The following is an 18,727-nucleotide window of genomic DNA, read 5'->3' on the forward strand; positions in this document are numbered from 1 at the left end:
TTGCTTAGTGTAGATACCTCATTACGTGAGACCGTTATGCAATTCCTAGAGTGAAAATATGAGCGTTTCAACATCAGACTCTGTGAGAAAAAAACATTATTCAAAAATGGCTTTTATGCTATGCGTGCCCGGCCTGATGGCGGTGGCAAATCACGCATGGGCAGAAACGGAGTTTAATATTGATGCGCTCGATCTGGATGAGCGAACCAAGATCGACCTCTCCCAGTTTGCCGACGAAGGCTATATCCTGCCCGGCGACTATTACCTCGAAATCGAGGTCAACAAGAATAAGCTGCCCCTGCAGAAGATCCCTTTCTACGAGACCGACACAGGTAAGGGAAAGGGCGGGGTTGCCTGCTTGCCGCAAGAAGTGATCCCCAAGCTGGCACTGACCGACGAGGCTATCGCCAAGATCGATACCTGGCACGATGGCCAGTGTGCCAACCTGCTGGCACTGGACGGTGTGGTGATCTCCAACGACATCGGTAACGGTTTGCTGCGCATCGCCGTGCCCCAGGCGTGGATGAAATACAGCGATCCGAACTGGATTCCGCCCGAGCAATGGGATGAAGGGATCACGGGGATGATGCTGGATTACAACATCAACGCCCAGGTCAACGAAGGGGATGGTTACTCCAATCGCAATATCAGCAGCTACGGTACTCTGGGGTTCAATTATGGCGCCTGGCGTCTGCGGGGTGACTATCAGGCCAGCTCTTACTGGGGCGACAATGAGCGGACGTCGACCGAGCTAAACCGCATCTATGCCTATCGTCCGCTGCCGAACATGGCCGCCAAGCTGACGGTAGGTGAGCAGCAGCTCAACTCTCAGCTGATCGATGGCTTCCGCTATACCGGCGTCAACCTGGCCAATGATGAGCGCATGCTGCCGCCTAGCCTGCAGGGTTATGCGCCGGAAGTGAGCGGTATTGCCAAGACCAACGCCAAGGTGACCATCTCCCAGTCCGGCCGGGTCATCTATGAGACCAACGTACCGGCTGGTCCGTTTCGCATCCAGGGGCTGGATAGCTCGGTGCGCGGCCGCCTCGACGTGCGGGTAGAGGAGCAGGATGGCAGCGTCAACTCGTTCCAGGTAGACACCGCGACCGTTCCCTACCTGACTCGCCCCGGCTACGTCCGATACAACCTGGCGGTCGGCGCCCCTTCAGAACAGAGTGATTCGGTTCATGATGTGCACGGTCCGGCCTTTGTGACCGGTGATTTCTCCTGGGGGGTGGCAAACTCCTGGTCGCTGTACGGTGGCAGCCTAATCGCCGGTGAATACAATTCCATGGGATTGGGTATCGGTCGCGACCTCTATGCGTTTGGTGCCATCTCGGCTGACCTGACCCAATCCATCTCCAAGCTGCCTGGCCTGTCGACCAAGATTGGCCAGTCGGTGCGGGTGAACTACGCCAAGCAGTTCGATGAATACAACAGCTCGATCACCTTTGCAGGTTATCGCTTCTCCCAACATGACTTCATGACAATGTCGCAGTTCCTCAATAACAAGGAGCGGTTGGAGAAAAACGAGACCACCTCGAGTGATGACTACAACAACTGGGGTGACAAGGAGCTCTATACCATCACCGCCAACAAGACCTTCTGGGCAGATGATGCGTCCAAGGCGCTGACCGTCTACCTGGACTACACCCACAGAACCTACTGGGATCATGATGCCGAGGATCGCTACGGCCTCTCCATCAACAAGAACGTGAACATCGGCAGCTTCAAGGATGTTTCCGTCTACGTATCGGCCTACAAGACCAAGACCGAAAACTACGAGGATGACAAGAGCATCATGCTGACCCTGAGCATGCCGATCGGGGACAGAAAGAGCGCGGGATATAGCGTGCAGTCCTCCAATGGCAAGGTGACCCATCTTGCCACTTATCAGGATTACAGCCGGCCGGATGATACCTATCAGCTGGGGGCGGGTGTGCAGAGCAATGGCCACGCCGTGGCGCGGGGCTACTACAACCACAATAGCGACATCGGGGCGGTCAGTCTCAATGCCTATAGCGTGCAGAGCGAATACACCTCGGTCGGGGCCAGCCTGCGTGGTGGCCTGACGGCGACCGAGCACGGCGCGGCCCTGCACCAGGCGACCCGCCGTGGTGGTACCCGCATGATGGTGGATACCGACAAGACTTCTGGCGTCTCCTTCAACAACGGCCGCGCCGTGACCAACCGTTTTGGTGTCGCGGTGATCAGCGACATGACCGATTATCGCAAGAGCGATACCCGGGTCGATGTGGATCAGCTGAGCGACAACATTGATGCGATGAACGCCATCAAGCAGGGGACCCTGACCGAGGGGGCAATTGGGTATAATGCCTTCGAAATTGCGGAAGGGTTCAAGCTGCTGGCCAATGTCAGGCTGCCCGATGGCTCAGTGCCGCCGTTTGGTGCTACCGTCGTCAAGGATTCCGGCCGGGTGCTCTCGGTGGTGGATGAAGATGGCCTGGTCTATCTGACCGGGGTGAAACCGAATGAAACGTTTGAACTTTCATGGGGCGGGGCCCGCCAGTGCAAGATAGTGGCGCCGCAACAAGTAACCGATCTGTCGATGAAGACTCTCACTTGCAAGTAATGGGATACCGATGAAAAAGCTGCTCTCTTATACCTGTCTGGCTGTGCTGGGCATGACCTCGCTCAACGTCAGCGCCGCCATCGTACTGGACCGTACTCGCGCCGTTTATCCGGGCGGTGCCAAGTCCATCAGCCTAAACATCAAGAACGAGAACCAGAAGCTGCCCTACCTGGCGCAGGCCTGGATTGAAGATGCCCATGGCCAGAAGATCTCTTCTCCTTTCGTGGTGCTGCCGCCGGTACAGCGGGTGGATGCCAACCAGAAGTCCATCGTGCGCATCGCCAGTGTGCCGGCCATAGACAGCCTGCCCAAGGATCGCGAGTCCATCTACTACTTCAACCTGCGCGAGATCCCGCCCAAGAGCGAGAAGAGCAACGTGATGCAGATTGCCGTGCAGTCCAAGATAAAGCTGTTCTACCGCCCCGAGGCCATCCTGCCCGAGCGTGGGGCAGTCTGGCAGGATCAGGTGCTGATCACCAAGCAGGGCAAAGCTCTGAAGGTCAACAACCCGACCCCTTACTACATCACCTACGTGGGCCTCGGCCATCCGCAGGGCAAGGAGCGGACCACCATCAAGGGTTTCTCTGCCTTTATGGTTGCCCCCAAGTCAGAGCAGACGGTCACCATCCCGGAAACACTGGGCAATGAATTTGTGATCAGCTACGTCAATGACTACGGCGGATATATGGACATCAAATACCAGTGCACAGGCAATGCCTGTAAAGCCGTGAAGAGCGAGTAACGTTATGTATCGTTTCATTATCTGTGCAGGGATGATTGCTTTAGCGTCCCCGGCATTGGCAGTCAATGGCGCAGTGGTACCAGATGCAACTCAAACATATAATATAAATCTTGATAAGGCTGACATTGTAAATAAGCCAGGATCGAAGACTAAGCCTTTTAAATGGGAGCTGGGCACAACCTATGGTGGAACAGTCTATTGTCCAACCCAGACAATTCAGACATCTCCTATTTATTACAAAGCGGTGATCAGTGATGGTTTGACACAGGTTGGTGAGGGTTTTGTAAAGCTTAATGAATTTCTGGATATGAAGGTTGAAATATTTATAGCGGGCAATAGAAGAGAACTTGTCACCGCACCATTCAATAATGAAACAAATAAAGGTAGATATGGGCCTTGTTATCAGGGTGGGAAGGTTAGGTTCAACTTTGAGAGTGGCAGCCATGGTCAAGTTACCTTCCGTGTAAGAAAACCCATCATAAATGGGGTGCATATATCTGACCACCAAATAGTGGAAATGTTTGGGCGATTGGGAATGACCGACTCAGACTTCAGTGGCGACGTAATGTCACGAATTGTAATTCAGTCATCTATTCTCTATGTGCCGGAAGAGTGTGTGATAAATGGCGGCCAGACCATCGAGGTTGAATTTGGTGATCTTCCTGCTAATGGATTGGACGGAAATAACTTTGAAAAAATACTTCCATTGACTTTCCAATGTAAAGGGGGGGCATTTGAGGGAAATGCGCTAAAAATCAACCTAGGTATTTCTGGAAGACCAGCATCCTTCAATCAAGACTATTTGAGAACAACCAAAGATGGCTATCAGGGGGGAACAGTTATCCCTGACTTGGGTATCAAGTTTAAGCAGCTGGATGGTTCACCGCTTAATTTGAATACATTCTATCCAGTTTCCATGCAGGGCAATATCGGTGATTGGGGTTTTATCGCTGCGCCAGTAACACCCGCAGGGGCGGATATCCCAGCTGGTGACTTTTACGCCACAGCCACTATCGTTGCAGAGTTCCAATGAGGAGTCATTTTATGCTACGGACATTGTGGATAGGCTTGGCAGTGTGCCCACTGTTGGCGGTAACGGCAGCCCCCCGTGCTAGCAATGACTTGGAATTGTTGGGTAACACAGTTCATCTTCACGGCCGGATCATCGATCAGCCATGTGTTGTTGCCCCGGAATCCGTTGACCAAGAGGTCGACATGGGGGTGGTCGACGTGAAGGAGCTTTATGCCAACGGGGTCGGTGCCCACGTGCCTTTCGTGATCCGGTTGACCAACTGCAAGCCCGGGATCTTCCGTATGGCCAAGGTGACCTTTACCGGCTCGCAGGATACCCAACTCAGCGGCGGGTTGGCATTCACGGCTGGGATTGCCAAGGGGGCTGGTATCCGCCTATATGATGTGACTCAATCACCCCTGAATTTGGGTACTGCCTCTCGCGGCTATCTGCTGGGAGGTACGGCAGATAATCAGCTGCAATTCTTTGCTCGGGTTGAAGGGCATCCGGCGGCTCTGGCGGCCAAGAACATCCAGCCTGGCGACTATTCTGCCGTCGCCAATTTCATCATTGCTTATGAATAAACTCAGAAGTCGTTGCGCTGGATGACTTTTGAGTTACCAAGGCTGGGCCAGGTGATGACGCCCCCCAGATAACTGGAGAGGTAAATTCCGCCAGGCAATTGAATGAACTGGGACTTTTGTTTAGGTGGCGTCAGCGCAGCCACCAAAGTGGCTACCATACCGTTATTGGTCAGTGCCTGCTGATCAATGAAATTGACAATGGTATTTTTTACCTCGACCGAAATATCGCCATTATCCCGCTCCAGATCCCCGACGGAATCCATATTGAACAGTATCTTTCCCTGATTGTCGGTTGCTATCATGGTTGCCACAACTATTTCCCTGTTCATGGTTACAATGAATTTACTCTTTCTGGTTATCTCTACCCAGTTGTCCGGTGCCTGACAATTTCTGTGATATCTGACAGTGGTGTCTGGATTGTTGTAATAGTTGTGGGAAACATTCTCTACCTGTTGGGTCATGGTTGTGATGACGCATTGCACTTCTTCAGCCACCGGATGACCACTGCGCAGTAAAAAAACATTCTCTGATAATTTTCTGCGATTATTATCGATGGAAAAATAGCTGATGGCTTCTTTGCCGACTAAAATGGAAATCTGCTCATCGGCCTTGCGCGAAATACGCGTTATCAAGGGGGCTATTGAATCTATTTTGACATTCAGCGCTTTTTCTGTATCGCTGGTCATATAGAGAGAAATCTGACTGAGATTGATAGCGCGCAGCGTATTCGCCGTCACATAGTTATAAATAAAGATGGCCAGTGAAGTCAGTGAAACTAGCAGCAACACAAACAGCAGAATACGTTTTGGGTTGAAATAGCGGTCATATTTTCGGCGAGTATATTGCCGTCTGGCTTGAGGGGGATGGGAAGTCATCGCCGTTTGAGTTTCTTCATTTGACGTTGCTTCTTCCGTTTCACCTGCTGCTTCAATAGGGGCACAAAAGATATATCCCACTCGCGGAATAGTGTCGATAGCATCCATCAAACTGAATGATTCCAGCTTTCTTCTCAATGAGAGGATCTGCCGGTTCAAATTGGTGTCGGTATTGTCCTGATTGGGCCACAAGGTATCCTGCAGCTTGCTTCTGGGAATGACAGTACCTGCCTCATCACACAGCATTTCGAGCAGCTCGGCTTCCTTGTTGCTGAGCTTGATGTCCTTGTCTCCTTTTGAGAGTCGGAATATTGCAGCGGAGAAAAAGATATCCTCTGCAATTTTATAAATTTTGTTACTCATGTGTGACTCGTCTTACTGCCAAGGAGTGCATTTTACCACCATGCAGTCTTTGTTCAAATAATGATAAATTACTGATTTCCTTTACTATCAACCAGTTACCTCATTGCTTAAACGCATGGCGGGGGATATGGTACTACAGCTCATTAATTTGGTTCAAAAAATGTGCAAAAAAATGGCCGTTTATGTAATCGTTCTCACTTACTCCTGCATGTGCGGGAAATTTTGACGCTGTCAGCATTTTCTTTCGAATAATGTGCGTATTTGGATGACTCTTGCATGCCGGTTTTTGTCGCATGGCCGATTATTGCGCCTTAAAAAAATTCTGATATTGCTTGCGCTGGGGTTTGAGATTACCGCCGAGATCGGGCCAGGGGAGCCAGCGGTCGGGCACCATAAAGCCGGGCAGGGTGGCACGGATCCAGGCTGCCAGTTCGGGGTAGGGGACCGGTTCGCCGTGCCAGTCGATAAAGGCGGCGGGGCGCTGCCCCCACTCGTCGCTTGGTACCGGCACCACCAGTGCCTGGGCGACGGCCGGGTGATCCACCAGCCGCTGCTCTATGGTCTCGGGCTGGATATTTTCGCCCCCCGAGATAAAGAGGTTGTCGAGTCGCCCCTCTACCACCAGTTCGCCGTTCTCGCTGAAGTGGCCCTTGTCGCGGGTATGAAACCAACCGTCAGCATCGAGCGGCAGATCGAGAGTTCCATCGCGGTAGTAACCGGCAAACAGGGTGGCACCGCGCACGCAGATCTCCTGCTCCCTGATGCACACCTCCCGTCCCGGTAGCGGGTGGCCGACCACACCGGCATTGCCGGGGATGGTGGTGCAAACCTGACTGCCCATCTCGGAGAGGCCATAACTCACCTTGGGTTCGAGCCCCATGGCGCAGAGACGGCTCACCAGTGGCTGCGGGATGGCGGCACCACCGAGCAGCAGCTCGCGCAGGCGAGTGCTGGCTGGGTCAAAGCCCTCTGCCAGCAGGCGCCAGAGCTGGGTCGGCACCAGCGAGAGGTGGGTGATCGGTTGCTGTTCAAGCCGCGCCTTGAGCGGCTGACTGCGATCGTCCAGCACCAGAGTGGCGCCCGCCAGAAAGACCCGAAACAGGATGGCGTAACCGCCAACGTGAAACAGCGGCAGGGAGAGCAGCCAGCCGCACCCCTGATCGAGGGGGATCAGAGCGGCTGAACCGCGAGCCGAGGCCAGATGGTTGGCCAGCCGGTGTACCACGGCCTTCGGCGTACCGCTGGAGCCTGAGGTGAGGATCATGTTGTTGAGCCGGGCTGGCACCAGCATACAGTCGTTTTCGTCTGCTGCCTGCTCATGGGAAAAGTTAAGGCGCAAGGGTTGCCAGCTGCCCGTCGGGATCTCGCCAGCCGACCAGAAGGCAGTGGCATCGAGCAGGGTTGCCAGCTCGGCCTGCCGCGCCGGCGGAAAGGCGGGATTGAGCGGACAGAAGATGATGCCGCTGCGCACGCAGGCCCACGCCAGCAGCACATCCTGCTGCGCGCCGCGCACTACCGCTGCAAGGTGATCGCCGCGCTGGAGCCCAGCTTGTGCCAGCTGTTGGCACAGGCTGTTGATGTGGCGATCGAGCTGGCGATAGCTGAGCGGGGTTGGGCCATAAATGGCGATATGGTCGGGCGTGAGCTCTGCCCAGTGGCGTACCGGGCAGGGTTCCTTGCTGTGGGCGGGCTCAATCACGGAGAAACAGCTGGGTCAGTTGGCTCACGTCGGGCTTGCCATCGCTATCGAGCAGATCCCCCGCCATCCAGCGACGGGTATCGAGACCGGGAGCCTGCTCTGGCGCCCACTCACCCGCCAGACGGGCGAGCTGATTCAGCCCGAGACCCGACTCGAAGCAGGAGGAGATGATCACCTTGAGCCGCAGCTCGCGGGCACGGTTGACCAGTGCTTCGATGTTGGCAAGCGAGCCGAGCAGGGTGGGCTTGAGCACCAGCGCCTTCAGCTGCGGGATGGGTTCCCACGGCTTGCCCTGCGCCAGGAGTTCGTCCAGCGCCACCGGCATGCCGGTGCGGTTGGCAACGAAGGCGATATCGGCGAAGTCGGCGCAAGGGTCTTCCAGATACTCGATGCGGTTCGGGTCGAGATGGCCGCAGAAAGTCCAAGCCTCCTCGCGGGTCCAGCCCTGGTTGGCATCCAGCACCAGCTTGAGGGAGGGCACCCGATCGCACAGCAGGCGGATGAGCGCCAGCTCGTCACGCATCGGATAGCGGGCCACCTTCAGCTTGGCCTTGCTGGGGGTGCTGTGGAGCCACTCTTTCCAATTTTTCAGCAGCTCTTGCGGCGAGCCCTGAATAAGGGGGTAAGGCGCGGGCAGCGGGTTGCTCTGCTCCGGCCATTTGCGGCGTGCGCAGTCGAGGCCAAATTGCACCGACGGCAGCACGGGATTCGGGGTATCTCCGGCGGCCAGGGCCGCCAGAGCGGCGAGCGCTTCCTGCTCCGCCTGTTGTAGGCTCTCTTGCGAGAAGCCGGGCAGGGGGGCAATTTCCCCCCAGCCGTCGTTGATGCGCACCAACAGCCCCTCTCGCGCCACCTCCACCTTGCCGTGAAAGGTCAGTGGCTGGGTAAAAGGCAGTTGATAGCGATAGAGGGCTAGTGTCATCAGGGGTTCCGCTTGTATTTGGAGAAGTCGGGACGGCGTTTTTCGTTGAACGCGTTGCGCCCTTCCTGACCCTCTTCGGTCATGTAGAACAGCATGGTGGCATTGCCAGCCAGCTCCTGCAACCCTGCCTGGCCGTCACAGTCGGCATTGAGGGCCGCCTTCAGGCAGCGCAGCGCCATCGGGCTGTTTTGCAGCATCTCGCGGCACCAGCGCACGGTTTCGCGCTCCAGATCTGCCAGCGGCACGACGGTGTTGACCAGACCCATGTCGAGGGCTTGCCGGGCATCGTACATGCGGCAGAGGAACCAGATTTCGCGGGCTTTCTTCTGGCCGACGATGCGGGCCATGTAGGAGGCGCCCCAACCGCCGTCGAAGGAGCCCACTTTCGGGCCGGTCTGGCCAAACTGGGCGTTGTCGGCGGCGATGGTCAGGTCACACATCATGTGCAGCACGTGGCCGCCACCGACCGCATAGCCGGCGACCATGGCCACCACCGGTTTCGGGCAGGTGCGGATGTCGCGCTGGAAGTCGAGCACGTTGAGGTGATGAGTCCCCTCGTCATCACGATAGCCACCGTAGTCGCCACGGATCTTCTGGTCGCCACCGGCGCAGAAGGCCTTCTCGCCGAAGCCGGTCAGGATGATGGTACCGACCTGATCGTCATAACGGGCATCGGCCAGCGCCTGCAGCATCTCTTTGACGGTGCGGGGACGGAAGGCGTTGCGTACCTGGGGGCGGTTGATAGTGATCTTGGCAATGCCATCGCCGGACTTGTGATAGAGGATGTCCTCGTAACCGGCGGAGCAATCACGCCACTCGACAGGTGCGTAGAGTTCCGCTTCAGTCATTGCTTCAATCATGACTCTTCTCTTCTTGTTGTTGGTTGACCCACTCCGCAAGGAGTCGGGCAAAAGCCTCGGGCTGGTGGGCATGCAGGTTATGGCCGCCATCCAGCTCCAAGTGGTTGATTTTGCGATGCTGACTCGCCATCAGGCAAGCCAGCTGATGGAATTTGTGATCCCGCTTGCCGCTGACATAAGTGACTGGCAACTCGCTTTGCGCCAGCCAGGAAGCAAGATCCGGCTGCTGGCCAAGGGAGGTGGCGCGCAGCATGGTGGCCACGGCCTTGCCGTCGTTGCCAAGGCGGCGGGCGATCTGGCGAGCACGGGCTGCCTCGTCGAGATCGGCAAATACCCCCTGCCGATACCAATCTTCCAGCACATCAGCCAGGGGCTCGCGCTCGAAACGCTCTGCCCAGCTCTCATCGTGGGCGATGCGGGCTGCCCGCTCATCGGCTGGCAGCCCCGGGTGGCAGTTCTCCAGCAGCAGTCCCGATAGACCCGCCGGCTCACGGCTGGCGTGGTAGAGGGCCAGTCGCCCGCCCAGGGAGTAGCCGACCAGCAGGTAGCGCTCGATACTGCGACTGGCTAGCTCGCGGCACAGCCACTGGTGACTCTGCTCGAAGTCGTTGACCCGCAGCTCGTGATGCTGGCCGTGACCCGGCAGGTCGAGGGCAATGCAGTGGTGGCCGGGCAGGCGGTCAATGACCGGTTGCCAGTCGTTTGCATCGCCGAGCAGACCGTGCAGCAATACCAGCGGTGTGTCGCTACAGCTCACGGATGGAAGCTCCCAATGCCTTGAGATCATCGGCCACCTGCTCGCTCGGTACCCTGATCTCGATCAGGGTAACGCCACCCTTGAGGGCCAAACCGTACTCCTGCTCGAACTCGGCCAGAGTCGTCGGCGCGCGGTAGGCGAGGCCAAACATGGCGGCGGCATGTGCAAAGCTGAGGCCGTGGGGCAGCCGGTAGTAGCTCTCCAGCAGCTCCCCTTCGGTGGGCACCGGCAACATGCGAAAGATGCTGCCGCCATCGTTGTTGAGCAGGATCACCACCAGCGGCTGGCTCGCCTTGCTGAGCAGGGCCAGGCTGTTGAGATCGTGCAGGGCGCTCAGATCGCCGATCAGCAGGGTGGTGGGTTGGGTGCTGCTTTGCGCAAATCCGTAAGCGGTGGCGATAAGGCCATCGATGCCGGAGGCGCCGCGGTTGGTCATCACCCGGCTCGGCCCCTTGCCCGTTTCGCCGAGCATGTCCATCAACCGGGCCGGCATGCTGTTGCCGACAAAGAGCTGCCCCTCGATAAGGCGATTGATGCGATGGCAGACTCCGAGCTCGGAGAAGCGATCGCAGGCGGCGGCTATTGCCTGACCGACCGGTTGCAGCAGCCCGGCCAGCCGATGCCAGGGAGCCTTGCTGGCGGTGACCGGATGGGCAGAGGCAAAGGCGCCGGCACTGCAGAGCAGGCGGTTGCGCAGCCGGTAGTCGGGGTCGAGCCGCGCCGGCTGCGGGTCCACCAGCCAGTAGTCGTGCCACGTCTGCTGCTTGATGAACTGGCCAAGGCGCTTGGAGACCAGTCGGGCGCCAAATTGCAGCAGCACCTCGGCACAGCCCAGCTCGGCGGCCACGGCTGCATTGTTGAGGGCGAGATCCAGCTCGATCAGATTGCGGCGATCGAAGCGCAGCTGGCTCTGGATATCGGCCAGCAGCGGCCAGCCAAGTCGCTCCGCCAGCTCGGCGGCTGCCTCTGCTTGCTGCGGGTCGGTAATGCGACCGGCTACCACGATGCCGCGCTTTTGCCGAAAATTTTCCCACTCTGCTTGAGGGGGGCAGGTCGCTTCGCTCTGCTGCCACGGGCTCCAGGGTTTGTGTGAGCTGAGCCAGTCACCGAGGGGGGCCAGATAGTCGGAGAAATCCTGATAGTGTTCGCCCGGGTAGAGGGGCTCGGGGTACATGCAGTTGAAGTGCACCACCCCGGGGATGAGCGCCTGCCTGGCCAAGGCTTGATCTACCGAACTCAGCACAAACGCCGCCGGAATGGTCGGGGTGGGGCTTGGCAGGTTCTGCTGATAGACGGGGTAGCGGCCGAAGATCCCCTGCTGGTCGATCGCCTGATTTGCGCCGTTGTCGATAAGCTCGTGGGGACGATCGGCGGAGAGAATAATCAGCGGCACGCCGGTGAGCTGGGCCTCGGCCACCGCAGGCCAGAGGTTGGCCACTGCGGTGCCCGAGGTCATGATCACCGCCACCGGGCGATTGCTCCCCTTGGCCAGCCCGAGCGCCATAAAGCCGAGGCCGCGTTCGTCAAAATGCAGATGGCGGCGAAAACCGGTATGGGCGGCTGCCGCCATGGTCAGCGGCGCGGAGCGGGAGCCGGGAGCCAGCACCAGATCGCGCACGCCGAGGCGAAAGAGCTCCTCCAGCAACAGGGAGGACCAGACATGGTTGAAGGTGGCGTGCTGATTTGAAAACGGGGTGCAGGCAAACACTTCGCTGGCTGGCTCTTTACGGGTGGGCATAGGGGCTCTCGTGGCGTGAAAAGGGTAAATGACTATCCCAGCAGGGAGAGCACATTGGCGATCTTGTTGTCGAGCTCGGCCCACTCTGCGGCAGGCTCGGAACCGGCGACGATGCCGGCACCTGCAAACAGGGTGACGCTGCCGGGCTGGATGCGGGCGCTGCGGATGGCGACTGAAAACTCCGAGGTTTCCCGGCTCAGCATGCCGCAGGCGCCGGCATACCAGCCGCGCTCGTAGGGCTCGAACTCGCGGATAAAGGCGAGCGCCGCCTCGCGCGGGGCACCGCCCACCGCCGGAGTCGGGTGGAGGGCGTCGAGCAGTTGCCAGTCACAGACGCCGGGTTTTAGCTCGGCTTCGATATCGCACTTGAGGTGTTGCAGCAGCCGCAGTTTGAGAATGCGCGGCTCGGTCAGGGTGGCATCGTGGGCCAGTGGCGCCAGTCGACTCAGGATGTCGGCGTGAACCAGCCGGTTCTCCAGCCGGTTTTTGCTGTCGGTGAGCAGCTCGGTGGCCAGCGCTTCATCGGTCGCCTCGTCGCCGGAGCGGCGAATGGTGCCCGCCAGCGCCTCGGTAAAGAGGTGACGCTCCTCGCGGCGGTAGAGCCGCTCGGGGGAGCAGGCGATAAAGGCCTGTTCGGGAGAGAATTGGAAACCGAAGTGGAAGCAATCCTGAGCGTGGTTAGCCCACTGATCCAGCATGGCCCAGGGATTGATCTGGCCAGCGTCGTGCTGGCTGGTCAGCACGCTTTCGCGCGATAGCACCACCTTGGGGGTACTGGCCTGAAAGTCGGGGGCGGTGACTCGCTCCACCAGCGTCTGCCAGCGCTCGGGGCCGGGGCAGTCTTGACGATGCCAGCGCTGCTTTTGCAGCGGGGGCAGCGGCGCTTCCGGTTGCAGCGCATCGAGGGCGGTTTCGGCCGCGTGCAGCTCCTGCTCCAGATTGTCGCTGGTCAGCCAGAGGTTGAGGCAGAGGCTGATGCACTCGCCGCGGCGCACCAGCTCGATGCGCGGCAGTACGAAACGACAGGCGCCAAAGCCCTGCCAGCCTGGCTGGGTCGGGTCGAACGCCAGACCGCCATAGTAGCGGGGGCTGTCATCATGGGGCTCTGCCGTGTTGCTGCACACCTGACGGATATCTTCCGGCGCAGTCAGCTCCTGAATGGCGCCCAGCGCGACATATTCGGGGCTGCTCTGGCCACGGGCATGCCAATAGATACGCGGATAGAGGGTTTGCGCCGCGAGCCAGCCCAGAAAAGAGCGGATCTCGAACGTCACGCGCAGCCGCACGAAGCCGCAGGCCTTGCTGTGACGCAGGGCGTCCAGTTGTTGCTTGATATGGGTCTGAGCCAACATGGATTCTTGTCTGAGCCGGATAGTAACGGCCGATCCCGCAGCGGGATGCCGTAGGTTTATGCCAAAGGCGATGATTTCCTATATATTATCTGCCCATTCGTCCATGTAAATCGCCCGAGGGTGCTGCACTCTCAGGGGCCAAGTATACCCAAATCCGGTTCGATAACCCTTAATCCGATCAATATCCGATAGTTTGGCCATCACAATATGACAAATAACGTATCTGTTTGGTTGCTGGCGGCGCGTTTGCGCACCTTGCCGCTCGCCTGCTCCTCCATCCTGCTGGGCTCCGGGCTGGCTGCCAGCCGCGGTGCCTTCGATGGCACCATCATGGCGCTCTCCCTGCTGACCGCCATCCTGCTGCAGATCCTCTCCAATCTGGCCAACGACTATGGCGATGCGGTCTCCGGTGCCGACAACGGTGAGCGGATCGGGCCACAACGGGCGGTCGTTTCCGGCCTGATTACCCGCAAGCAGATGTGCGTGGCGATGGCGTTGACCGCGCTGGCGGCGGTGGCCAGCGGTCTGCTGCTGCTCGGCTGCGCCTTTGGTGGCCAGTGGTTGCAGATCCTCACCTTCGTGGTGCTGGGTGGTGCGGCCATTGTTGCGGCAGTGACCTATACCGTAGGCAAGACTCCCTATGGCTACCGCGGTTTTGGTGACATCTCTGTGTTCCTCTTCTTTGGTCTGCTTGGGGTGCTCGGCTCCTACTACCTCTTTACCAAGACGCTGGAGCTGGATCTGCTGCTCCCTGCGACAGCCTGTGGCCTGCTGGCGACCGCGGTGCTTAACATCAACAATGTGCGCGATATCGAGACCGATGCCGCCAGCGGCAAGATCACTCTGGCTGTACGCCTTGGCCGCAATCGTGCCATCGCCTATCACTGGGTGTTGCTGGGAGGGGCGCTGCTGGCGACCATCGCCTTTATCCTGACCCAGCCCGCCAGCTTCTGGCCGTGGATCTTCCTGCCTGCTATGAAGCCGCTCACCGATGCCGCCAGAACCCTGCGCGAAAGCTTCGATGGCGAGGTGCTGACCGGTGCCCTCAAGAAGACTGCCATCAGTGCATTTCTGTTCAGCCTGCTGCTCTCCATCGGGTTGGCGCTCTCCTGACCTGCTGGATGGAACGGCGATAAATGAAAAGGGCTCCCGAACGGGAGCCCTTTTTGGTCGTTATCGAGGCAGCTCAGCTGGCCTTGGCCAGCGCCGGAGTCCGGCGGGAGAAGAGCAGGGTATCCAGCAGCCAGATGGCGACCAGCGAGGCACCCACCAGCGGGAAGGCAATGCCCAGCAGGATCAGCAGGGCGATGGCGCCACGCATAGGCGGAAGTTTGGCGGGCAGTGGCGGTGCGGCGAGACGCCCCTGCGGGCGGCGGCACCACCAGATCCAGAGGCCGCTCACGGCGCTGGCCAGCACCATCAGGCAGATGAGCAGCATGGCAAGCTGGTGGGGCCAGCCGTAGAGCTTGCCCATGTGCAGCATGACGCCACTCTCCACCGTTTTGGCGACCGGGCCGTAATCCTGCCAGCGCACATCGGCCAGCACCTTGCCGCTGTATTGATCGATATGCAGGGTAGCGTCGTTGCGCGGATCATCGGCAAAGATCGCGAGGGTATAGACACCTGTGGTGCCGACCGGCGGGGTGATGCTGTACCCCGGACTCACCTTCCTGGCTGTGGCGATATCCACTACCTGTTGCAGCGGGATCCGCTGGCTGGCCATCACCATTCCCTCGTGCTCGCCATGGTTCATGGCGCCGTGATCGTGCCCCTCATCGACCGGCTGCGAGCTGGGCATGGGGGTGTTCTCCACCGCCCAGGGGACGGTCTGCTCATGGGCCTGATTCAGGCTGCGGGCCAGCGGTGCCGATTTGGGCACCTCGTTCCACATGGCGGCCGGGAAGCGGTTCCAGACCGCGGCAAACTGATCGCCCCAGAAGCCGGTCCAGGTCATGCCACTCAAGAGCAGCAGCAGCAGGAAACCTGCGCCCCAGAAGCCGATAACGGCGTGCAAATCGCGCCACCAGAGGCGGCCACGCTGGCTCACTCTGGGCCAGAGGATGCCGCCCACACCGGGCCCCTTGCGGGGCCACCAGAGATAGAGTCCGCTCAGCAGCAACACTATGCCCCAGCCGGCTGCCAGCTCGATCAGCCGATCTCCGGTGGTGCCGAGCAGCAGCTCGGCGTGCAGAGCGCGAGCGACTGCCTGCAGATTCCACTTGTTATCCATGGTACCGAGCAGGGCGCCGCTGGCGGGATCGAGAAACAGGGTCAGCTCGCGATCCCCCTGATTGACGATGAACTGGGCGCTCTGGTCTGCTGCCGCAGGCGGCAGATATTTGCGCAGGCTGGCGTCCGGCATGGCGATCATGGCCTTGGCCAGCAGCTGGTCGGCACTCAGGGTTTGACTGGCGGGGGTGACCTTCATCAGCTCGGGATACATCAGGTTGTCGAGCTGGGGTTTGAACAGATAGACGATCCCGGTTAGTGACAGCAGGATCAGAAAGGGGGCGACAAAGAGCCCTGCATAGAAGTGCCAGCGCCAGATCCGCTGGTAGTGGTTAGAATCCCTGCTTTTCATTGCCCGTCCTTGTTGAGTGTTCAAACATTTCTGTAGGTGGAAGGTTTGTGGTGGCGCGGATAATAGCAGCAACGTTTCGTTAACTGCAATCACACATTTTGGCTATTCATCTGACCATGCGAGACGGTGCCGCCAGCGGGATATTCGAGGCATAACCCGCTCTGGAAGGGCTGGAGGGAGACCGGATTTATCTGGACTTTTTCATATAAATTATTACGTTATGGTAACAATCAGATTTCGGATGCCAATAAAAAGAGGGACGCAAGGATGCAGCCGCACGGTCAATTCGAGATGGAACGCAGGGGACAGATGATGATCTGTCGGCCGAGCGGCCCCTTCAATCTGGCGGGGGCAGCCGCCTATGAAGCGCACTTTGCCCGTGAGCTGACCGGGTTGGCGGCGCATCCCTGGGGAATCGTCGAGGTGGCGACCGAGTTTGAAGCGGCCGGGCCCGAGGTACTGACCCGTTTTCGCCGCCAGTTTGGCTGGTGTGCCGAGAACGGCTGTCTCTTTCTGGCGGTTGTGCTGTCGGGGGGATTCAAGCGCTATCTGGCCGATCAAATCTTCAAAGGCTTGCCGTTTCGGGCTGTGCGCTATTTCGAGCAGGAGGGGGCCGCCATTCGCTGGCTGGAGCAGGAGCTATCACTCTGCGCAGTGAACAGCCGAGCCACTCACGTCAGCTGAGGTTGATAAACCACTTGTCCCGCTCGTCGATGCAGTCGGGTTCCCCCATCTCGAAATCGCGGCAGATCAGCGGTCTGACTTCATAGATGCGGCACATCATGGTGTTGCGGTCGAGCGCCGCGCACCAGCCATCTTCCAGCCGATGCATAACCGGCACCTCGCCTTCCCGCTCCTCGATATAGCGATCCGGCACGCCGGTATCGGTAATGATCATCACTTCGAGACGGCAGCAGCAGGCTTCGCAATTCTGGCAGCTGACGGCTGGCTGGGTTGTCCGGGGCATGTTGTCTCTCTGGCCGGATAGCGGCATTGATGGATATGAAACAGGCGCCGTGACGGCGCCTGTGTCCGGGCAGGATGAACCTTAGCCCAGTTTGCGGGCGCGGTAGCTGCGGCCCTTGATCTTGCCTTCCTGCAGCCGCTTGAGTGCAGCCTTGGCCACGCTCTGTTTGACCGCGACGTAGGAGTACTGCTCGGAGATCTGGATCTTGCCGACGTCGGCGCCGGCAATGCCGCCTTCACCGGTCAGGGCACCCAGGATATCGCCAGCGCGCACCTTGGTCTTGCGGCCCGCATCGATGGAGAGGGTCACCATCTGCGGCGCCAGCGGCTTGATGGCACGGCCGATGGCATCGAGATCCCCCAGCGGCATAGGTGCCTGCTGGTACTCCTCGATGAGGTTTACCCGCTGCGCTTCATTCGGCTGATAGAGGCTCAGGGCCAGACCCTGCTGACCGGCGCGGCCGGTACGACCGATGCGGTGTACGTGCACTTCCGGGTCATAGGTGAGCTCGTAGTTGATGACGGCGCCCAGCTCCTTGATGTCGAGGCCGCGAGCCGCCACGTCGGTGGCGACCAGAATGGTGGCGCTGCCGTTGGCAAAACGCACCAGCACCTGATCCCGCTCGCGCTGCTCCAGATCGCCGTTCAGCGCCAGTGCCGAGAAGCCCTTGGCGGCCAGGTGATCGGCCACGTCATTGCAGGCCCGCTTGGTGTTGCAGAACACCACGCAGGAGCTTGGCTGATAGTGGCTCAGCAGCCAGGTGAGCGCGTCGAGGCGCTGACCGGCCGGTACTTCATAGAGCTTCTGTTCGATGGCGCTCTCTTCATGGAGTGCCTCTACGCTTACCTCGACCGGATTGCGCTGCACGCCGCGGCTCATCTGGGCAATCCCCTCTGGATAGGTGGCGGAGAAGAGCAGAGTCTGACGGTCGCGCGGGGCATGGCTGATGACCCGGTTGATGTCTTCGCCAAAGCCCATGTCCAGCATGCGGTCTGCTTCATCCAGCACCAGCGTCTTGAGGCTATCCAGCTCCAGAGTGCCCTGCTCCAGATGCTTGAGAATGCGGCCCGGGGTGCCGACGGCGATGTGGGCGCCAAAGCTCAGGGTGGCCGATTGCGGTGCGGTCGGGGTGCCGCCGCACAGGGTCACCAGCTTGACGTTGGGCAGGGTGCGGGCGAGACGACGGATCTCGGTCGCCACCTGATCCGCCAGTTCGCGAGTCGGGCAGAGTACCAGCGCCTGTACCTCGAGCCGGTTGACGTCGAGGCTGGAGAGCAGGCCGAGGCCGAAGGCTGCGGTCTTGCCGCTGCCGGTTTTTGCCTTGGCGATCAAGTCTTTGCCGTCGAGTACCAGAGGCAGGCTTTGAGCCTGGATCGGGGTCATCTGCAGATAACCCAGAGTGGTGAGGTTCTCGAGCAGGGCGGGGGAGAGGTTCAGGCTGCTAAATTCGCTGTTGTTCACAAAAAGGCTCTATTTCGGAGAAAAACGGGCAGCGCCATGGCGCCAGGGGCGCGCATCATACCAGAATCCGGCGCAGGATGTGGCGGAAATTTGAACGACTGGTCCGCATCGGGTCATCTCGGGGTCATTTGTCGCCAAAGTAACAAACACGAGAGACCGGGAATAAATAGCAGGCATTTTTTAAACGTGTTTTTAATTATTCATCGCAGATAAACGTTTTT

General features: G+C 59.1%; 16 protein-coding genes. 6 read left to right on the forward strand and 10 right to left on the reverse strand.

The annotated features are described in order from the left end of the window. Positions 1–58: 58 nt before the first annotated feature. The 4 genes from BS300_RS10050 to BS300_RS10065 are packed head-to-tail and all read left to right on the forward strand — an operon-like array spanning position 59 to position 4,931. On the forward strand, positions 59–2,593 hold the full coding sequence (locus BS300_RS10050; protein WP_071912494.1) for a fimbria/pilus outer membrane usher protein: 2,535 nt from the start codon (positions 59–61) through the stop codon (positions 2,591–2,593). A 10-nt stretch (positions 2,594–2,603) separates the two neighbouring features. Then, positions 2,604–3,335 (forward strand): fimbria/pilus periplasmic chaperone, encoded by a 732-nt coding sequence (locus BS300_RS10055; protein WP_071912496.1) that lies wholly within the window; start codon positions 2,604–2,606, stop codon positions 3,333–3,335. A gap of 4 nt (positions 3,336–3,339) precedes the next feature. Continuing rightward, positions 3,340–4,368: a fimbrial protein gene (locus BS300_RS10060; RefSeq protein WP_071912498.1), complete on the forward strand. Its 1,029-nt coding sequence runs from the start codon at positions 3,340–3,342 to the stop codon at positions 4,366–4,368. Positions 4,369–4,379: 11 nt separating this feature from the next. Next, positions 4,380–4,931, forward strand: a complete 552-nt coding sequence (locus tag BS300_RS10065; RefSeq protein WP_071912500.1) for a fimbrial protein — start codon at positions 4,380–4,382, stop codon at positions 4,929–4,931. Positions 4,932–4,933: 2 nt separating this feature from the next. On the opposite strand, the gene BS300_RS10070 is transcribed toward BS300_RS10065, so the two are convergent. From BS300_RS10070 to BS300_RS10100, 7 genes are all read right to left on the reverse strand, one after another. Further along, complete coding sequence (locus BS300_RS10070) at positions 4,934–6,169, reverse strand: winged helix-turn-helix domain-containing protein (protein WP_071912503.1); 1,236 nt, start codon at positions 6,167–6,169, stop codon at positions 4,934–4,936. Between the two features lie 301 nt (positions 6,170–6,470). Beyond that, positions 6,471–7,868, reverse strand: coding sequence for an AMP-binding protein (locus BS300_RS10075; protein WP_071912505.1), 1,398 nt, complete (start codon positions 7,866–7,868; stop codon positions 6,471–6,473). Next, positions 7,861–8,790, reverse strand: coding sequence for an o-succinylbenzoate synthase (gene menC, locus BS300_RS10080; RefSeq protein WP_041209283.1), 930 nt, complete (start codon positions 8,788–8,790; stop codon positions 7,861–7,863). Before menC ends, BS300_RS10075 begins: the two co-directional genes overlap by 8 nt. Continuing rightward, entirely contained in the window at positions 8,790–9,638 is an 849-nt protein-coding gene (gene menB, locus BS300_RS10085) for a 1,4-dihydroxy-2-naphthoyl-CoA synthase (protein WP_197025515.1), read from the reverse strand. The genes menC and menB overlap by 1 nt, the downstream gene beginning before the upstream one ends. Positions 9,639–9,642: 4 nt before the next feature. Beyond that, positions 9,643–10,437, reverse strand: coding sequence for a 2-succinyl-6-hydroxy-2,4-cyclohexadiene-1-carboxylate synthase (menH, locus tag BS300_RS10090; RefSeq protein WP_071912507.1), 795 nt, complete (start codon positions 10,435–10,437; stop codon positions 9,643–9,645). After that, entirely contained in the window at positions 10,397–12,145 is a 1,749-nt protein-coding gene (gene menD, locus BS300_RS10095; protein WP_071912508.1) for a 2-succinyl-5-enolpyruvyl-6-hydroxy-3-cyclohexene-1-carboxylic-acid synthase, read from the reverse strand. The genes menH and menD overlap by 41 nt, the downstream gene beginning before the upstream one ends. Before the next feature lie 32 nt (positions 12,146–12,177). Further along, positions 12,178–13,497, reverse strand: coding sequence for an isochorismate synthase (locus tag BS300_RS10100; protein ID WP_071912510.1), 1,320 nt, complete (start codon positions 13,495–13,497; stop codon positions 12,178–12,180). A gap of 207 nt (positions 13,498–13,704) precedes the next feature. Here BS300_RS10100 and BS300_RS10105 point away from each other — a divergent pair, with 207 nt between their 5' ends. Next, entirely contained in the window at positions 13,705–14,610 is a 906-nt protein-coding gene (locus BS300_RS10105; RefSeq protein ID WP_071912513.1) for a 1,4-dihydroxy-2-naphthoate polyprenyltransferase, read from the forward strand. 73 nt (positions 14,611–14,683) lie between these two features. Here the strand turns inward: BS300_RS10105 and BS300_RS10110 are convergent, their stop codons facing one another. Beyond that, positions 14,684–16,078: a PepSY domain-containing protein gene (locus BS300_RS10110; protein WP_071912516.1), complete on the reverse strand. Its 1,395-nt coding sequence runs from the start codon at positions 16,076–16,078 to the stop codon at positions 14,684–14,686. A gap of 267 nt (positions 16,079–16,345) precedes the next feature. Here BS300_RS10110 and BS300_RS10115 point away from each other — a divergent pair, with 267 nt between their 5' ends. Continuing rightward, positions 16,346–16,762, forward strand: coding sequence for a hypothetical protein (locus BS300_RS10115; protein ID WP_071912518.1), 417 nt, complete (start codon positions 16,346–16,348; stop codon positions 16,760–16,762). Here BS300_RS10115 and BS300_RS10120 read toward each other — a convergent pair. Both BS300_RS10120 and dbpA read right to left on the reverse strand, forming a co-directional pair. After that, positions 16,755–17,045 (reverse strand): YkgJ family cysteine cluster protein, encoded by a 291-nt coding sequence (locus tag BS300_RS10120; RefSeq protein WP_041209276.1) that lies wholly within the window; start codon positions 17,043–17,045, stop codon positions 16,755–16,757. The genes BS300_RS10115 and BS300_RS10120 overlap by 8 nt on opposite strands. Before the next feature lie 81 nt (positions 17,046–17,126). Continuing rightward, positions 17,127–18,506 carry an ATP-dependent RNA helicase DbpA gene (gene dbpA / locus BS300_RS10125; RefSeq protein WP_071912521.1) on the reverse strand — a complete coding sequence of 460 codons (1,380 nt, stop codon included), beginning with the start codon at positions 18,504–18,506 and terminating at the stop codon, positions 17,127–17,129. Between the last annotated feature and the right edge of the window lie 221 nt (positions 18,507–18,727).

The sequence above is a fragment of the Aeromonas sp. SCS5 genome, assembly GCF_001887375.1.
Taxonomy (GTDB): Bacteria; Pseudomonadota; Gammaproteobacteria; order Enterobacterales; family Aeromonadaceae; genus Aeromonas; species Aeromonas jandaei.

Coding starts and splice junctions, on each gene's coding strand:
- BS300_RS10050 (WP_071912494.1), top strand. CDS start 59: ATGAGCGTTTCAACATCAGACTCTGTGAGAAAAAAACATTATTCAAAA.
- BS300_RS10055 (WP_071912496.1), top strand. CDS start 2,604: ATGAAAAAGCTGCTCTCTTATACCTGTCTGGCTGTGCTGGGCATGACC.
- BS300_RS10060 (WP_071912498.1), top strand. CDS start 3,340: ATGTATCGTTTCATTATCTGTGCAGGGATGATTGCTTTAGCGTCCCCG.
- BS300_RS10065 (WP_071912500.1), top strand. CDS start 4,380: ATGCTACGGACATTGTGGATAGGCTTGGCAGTGTGCCCACTGTTGGCG.
- BS300_RS10070 (WP_071912503.1), bottom strand. CDS start 6,169: ATGAGTAACAAAATTTATAAAATTGCAGAGGATATCTTTTTCTCCGCT.
- menC (WP_041209283.1), bottom strand. CDS start 8,790: ATGACACTAGCCCTCTATCGCTATCAACTGCCTTTTACCCAGCCACTG.
- menB (WP_197025515.1), bottom strand. CDS start 9,638: ATGACTGAAGCGGAACTCTACGCACCTGTCGAGTGGCGTGATTGCTCC.
- menH (WP_071912507.1), bottom strand. CDS start 10,437: ATGATCTCAAGGCATTGGGAGCTTCCATCCGTGAGCTGTAGCGACACA.
- menD (WP_071912508.1), bottom strand. CDS start 12,145: ATGCCCACCCGTAAAGAGCCAGCCAGCGAAGTGTTTGCCTGCACCCCG.
- BS300_RS10100 (WP_071912510.1), bottom strand. CDS start 13,497: ATGTTGGCTCAGACCCATATCAAGCAACAACTGGACGCCCTGCGTCAC.
- BS300_RS10105 (WP_071912513.1), top strand. CDS start 13,705: ATGACAAATAACGTATCTGTTTGGTTGCTGGCGGCGCGTTTGCGCACC.
- BS300_RS10110 (WP_071912516.1), bottom strand. CDS start 16,078: ATGAAAAGCAGGGATTCTAACCACTACCAGCGGATCTGGCGCTGGCAC.
- BS300_RS10115 (WP_071912518.1), top strand. CDS start 16,346: ATGCAGCCGCACGGTCAATTCGAGATGGAACGCAGGGGACAGATGATG.
- BS300_RS10120 (WP_041209276.1), bottom strand. CDS start 17,045: ATGCCCCGGACAACCCAGCCAGCCGTCAGCTGCCAGAATTGCGAAGCC.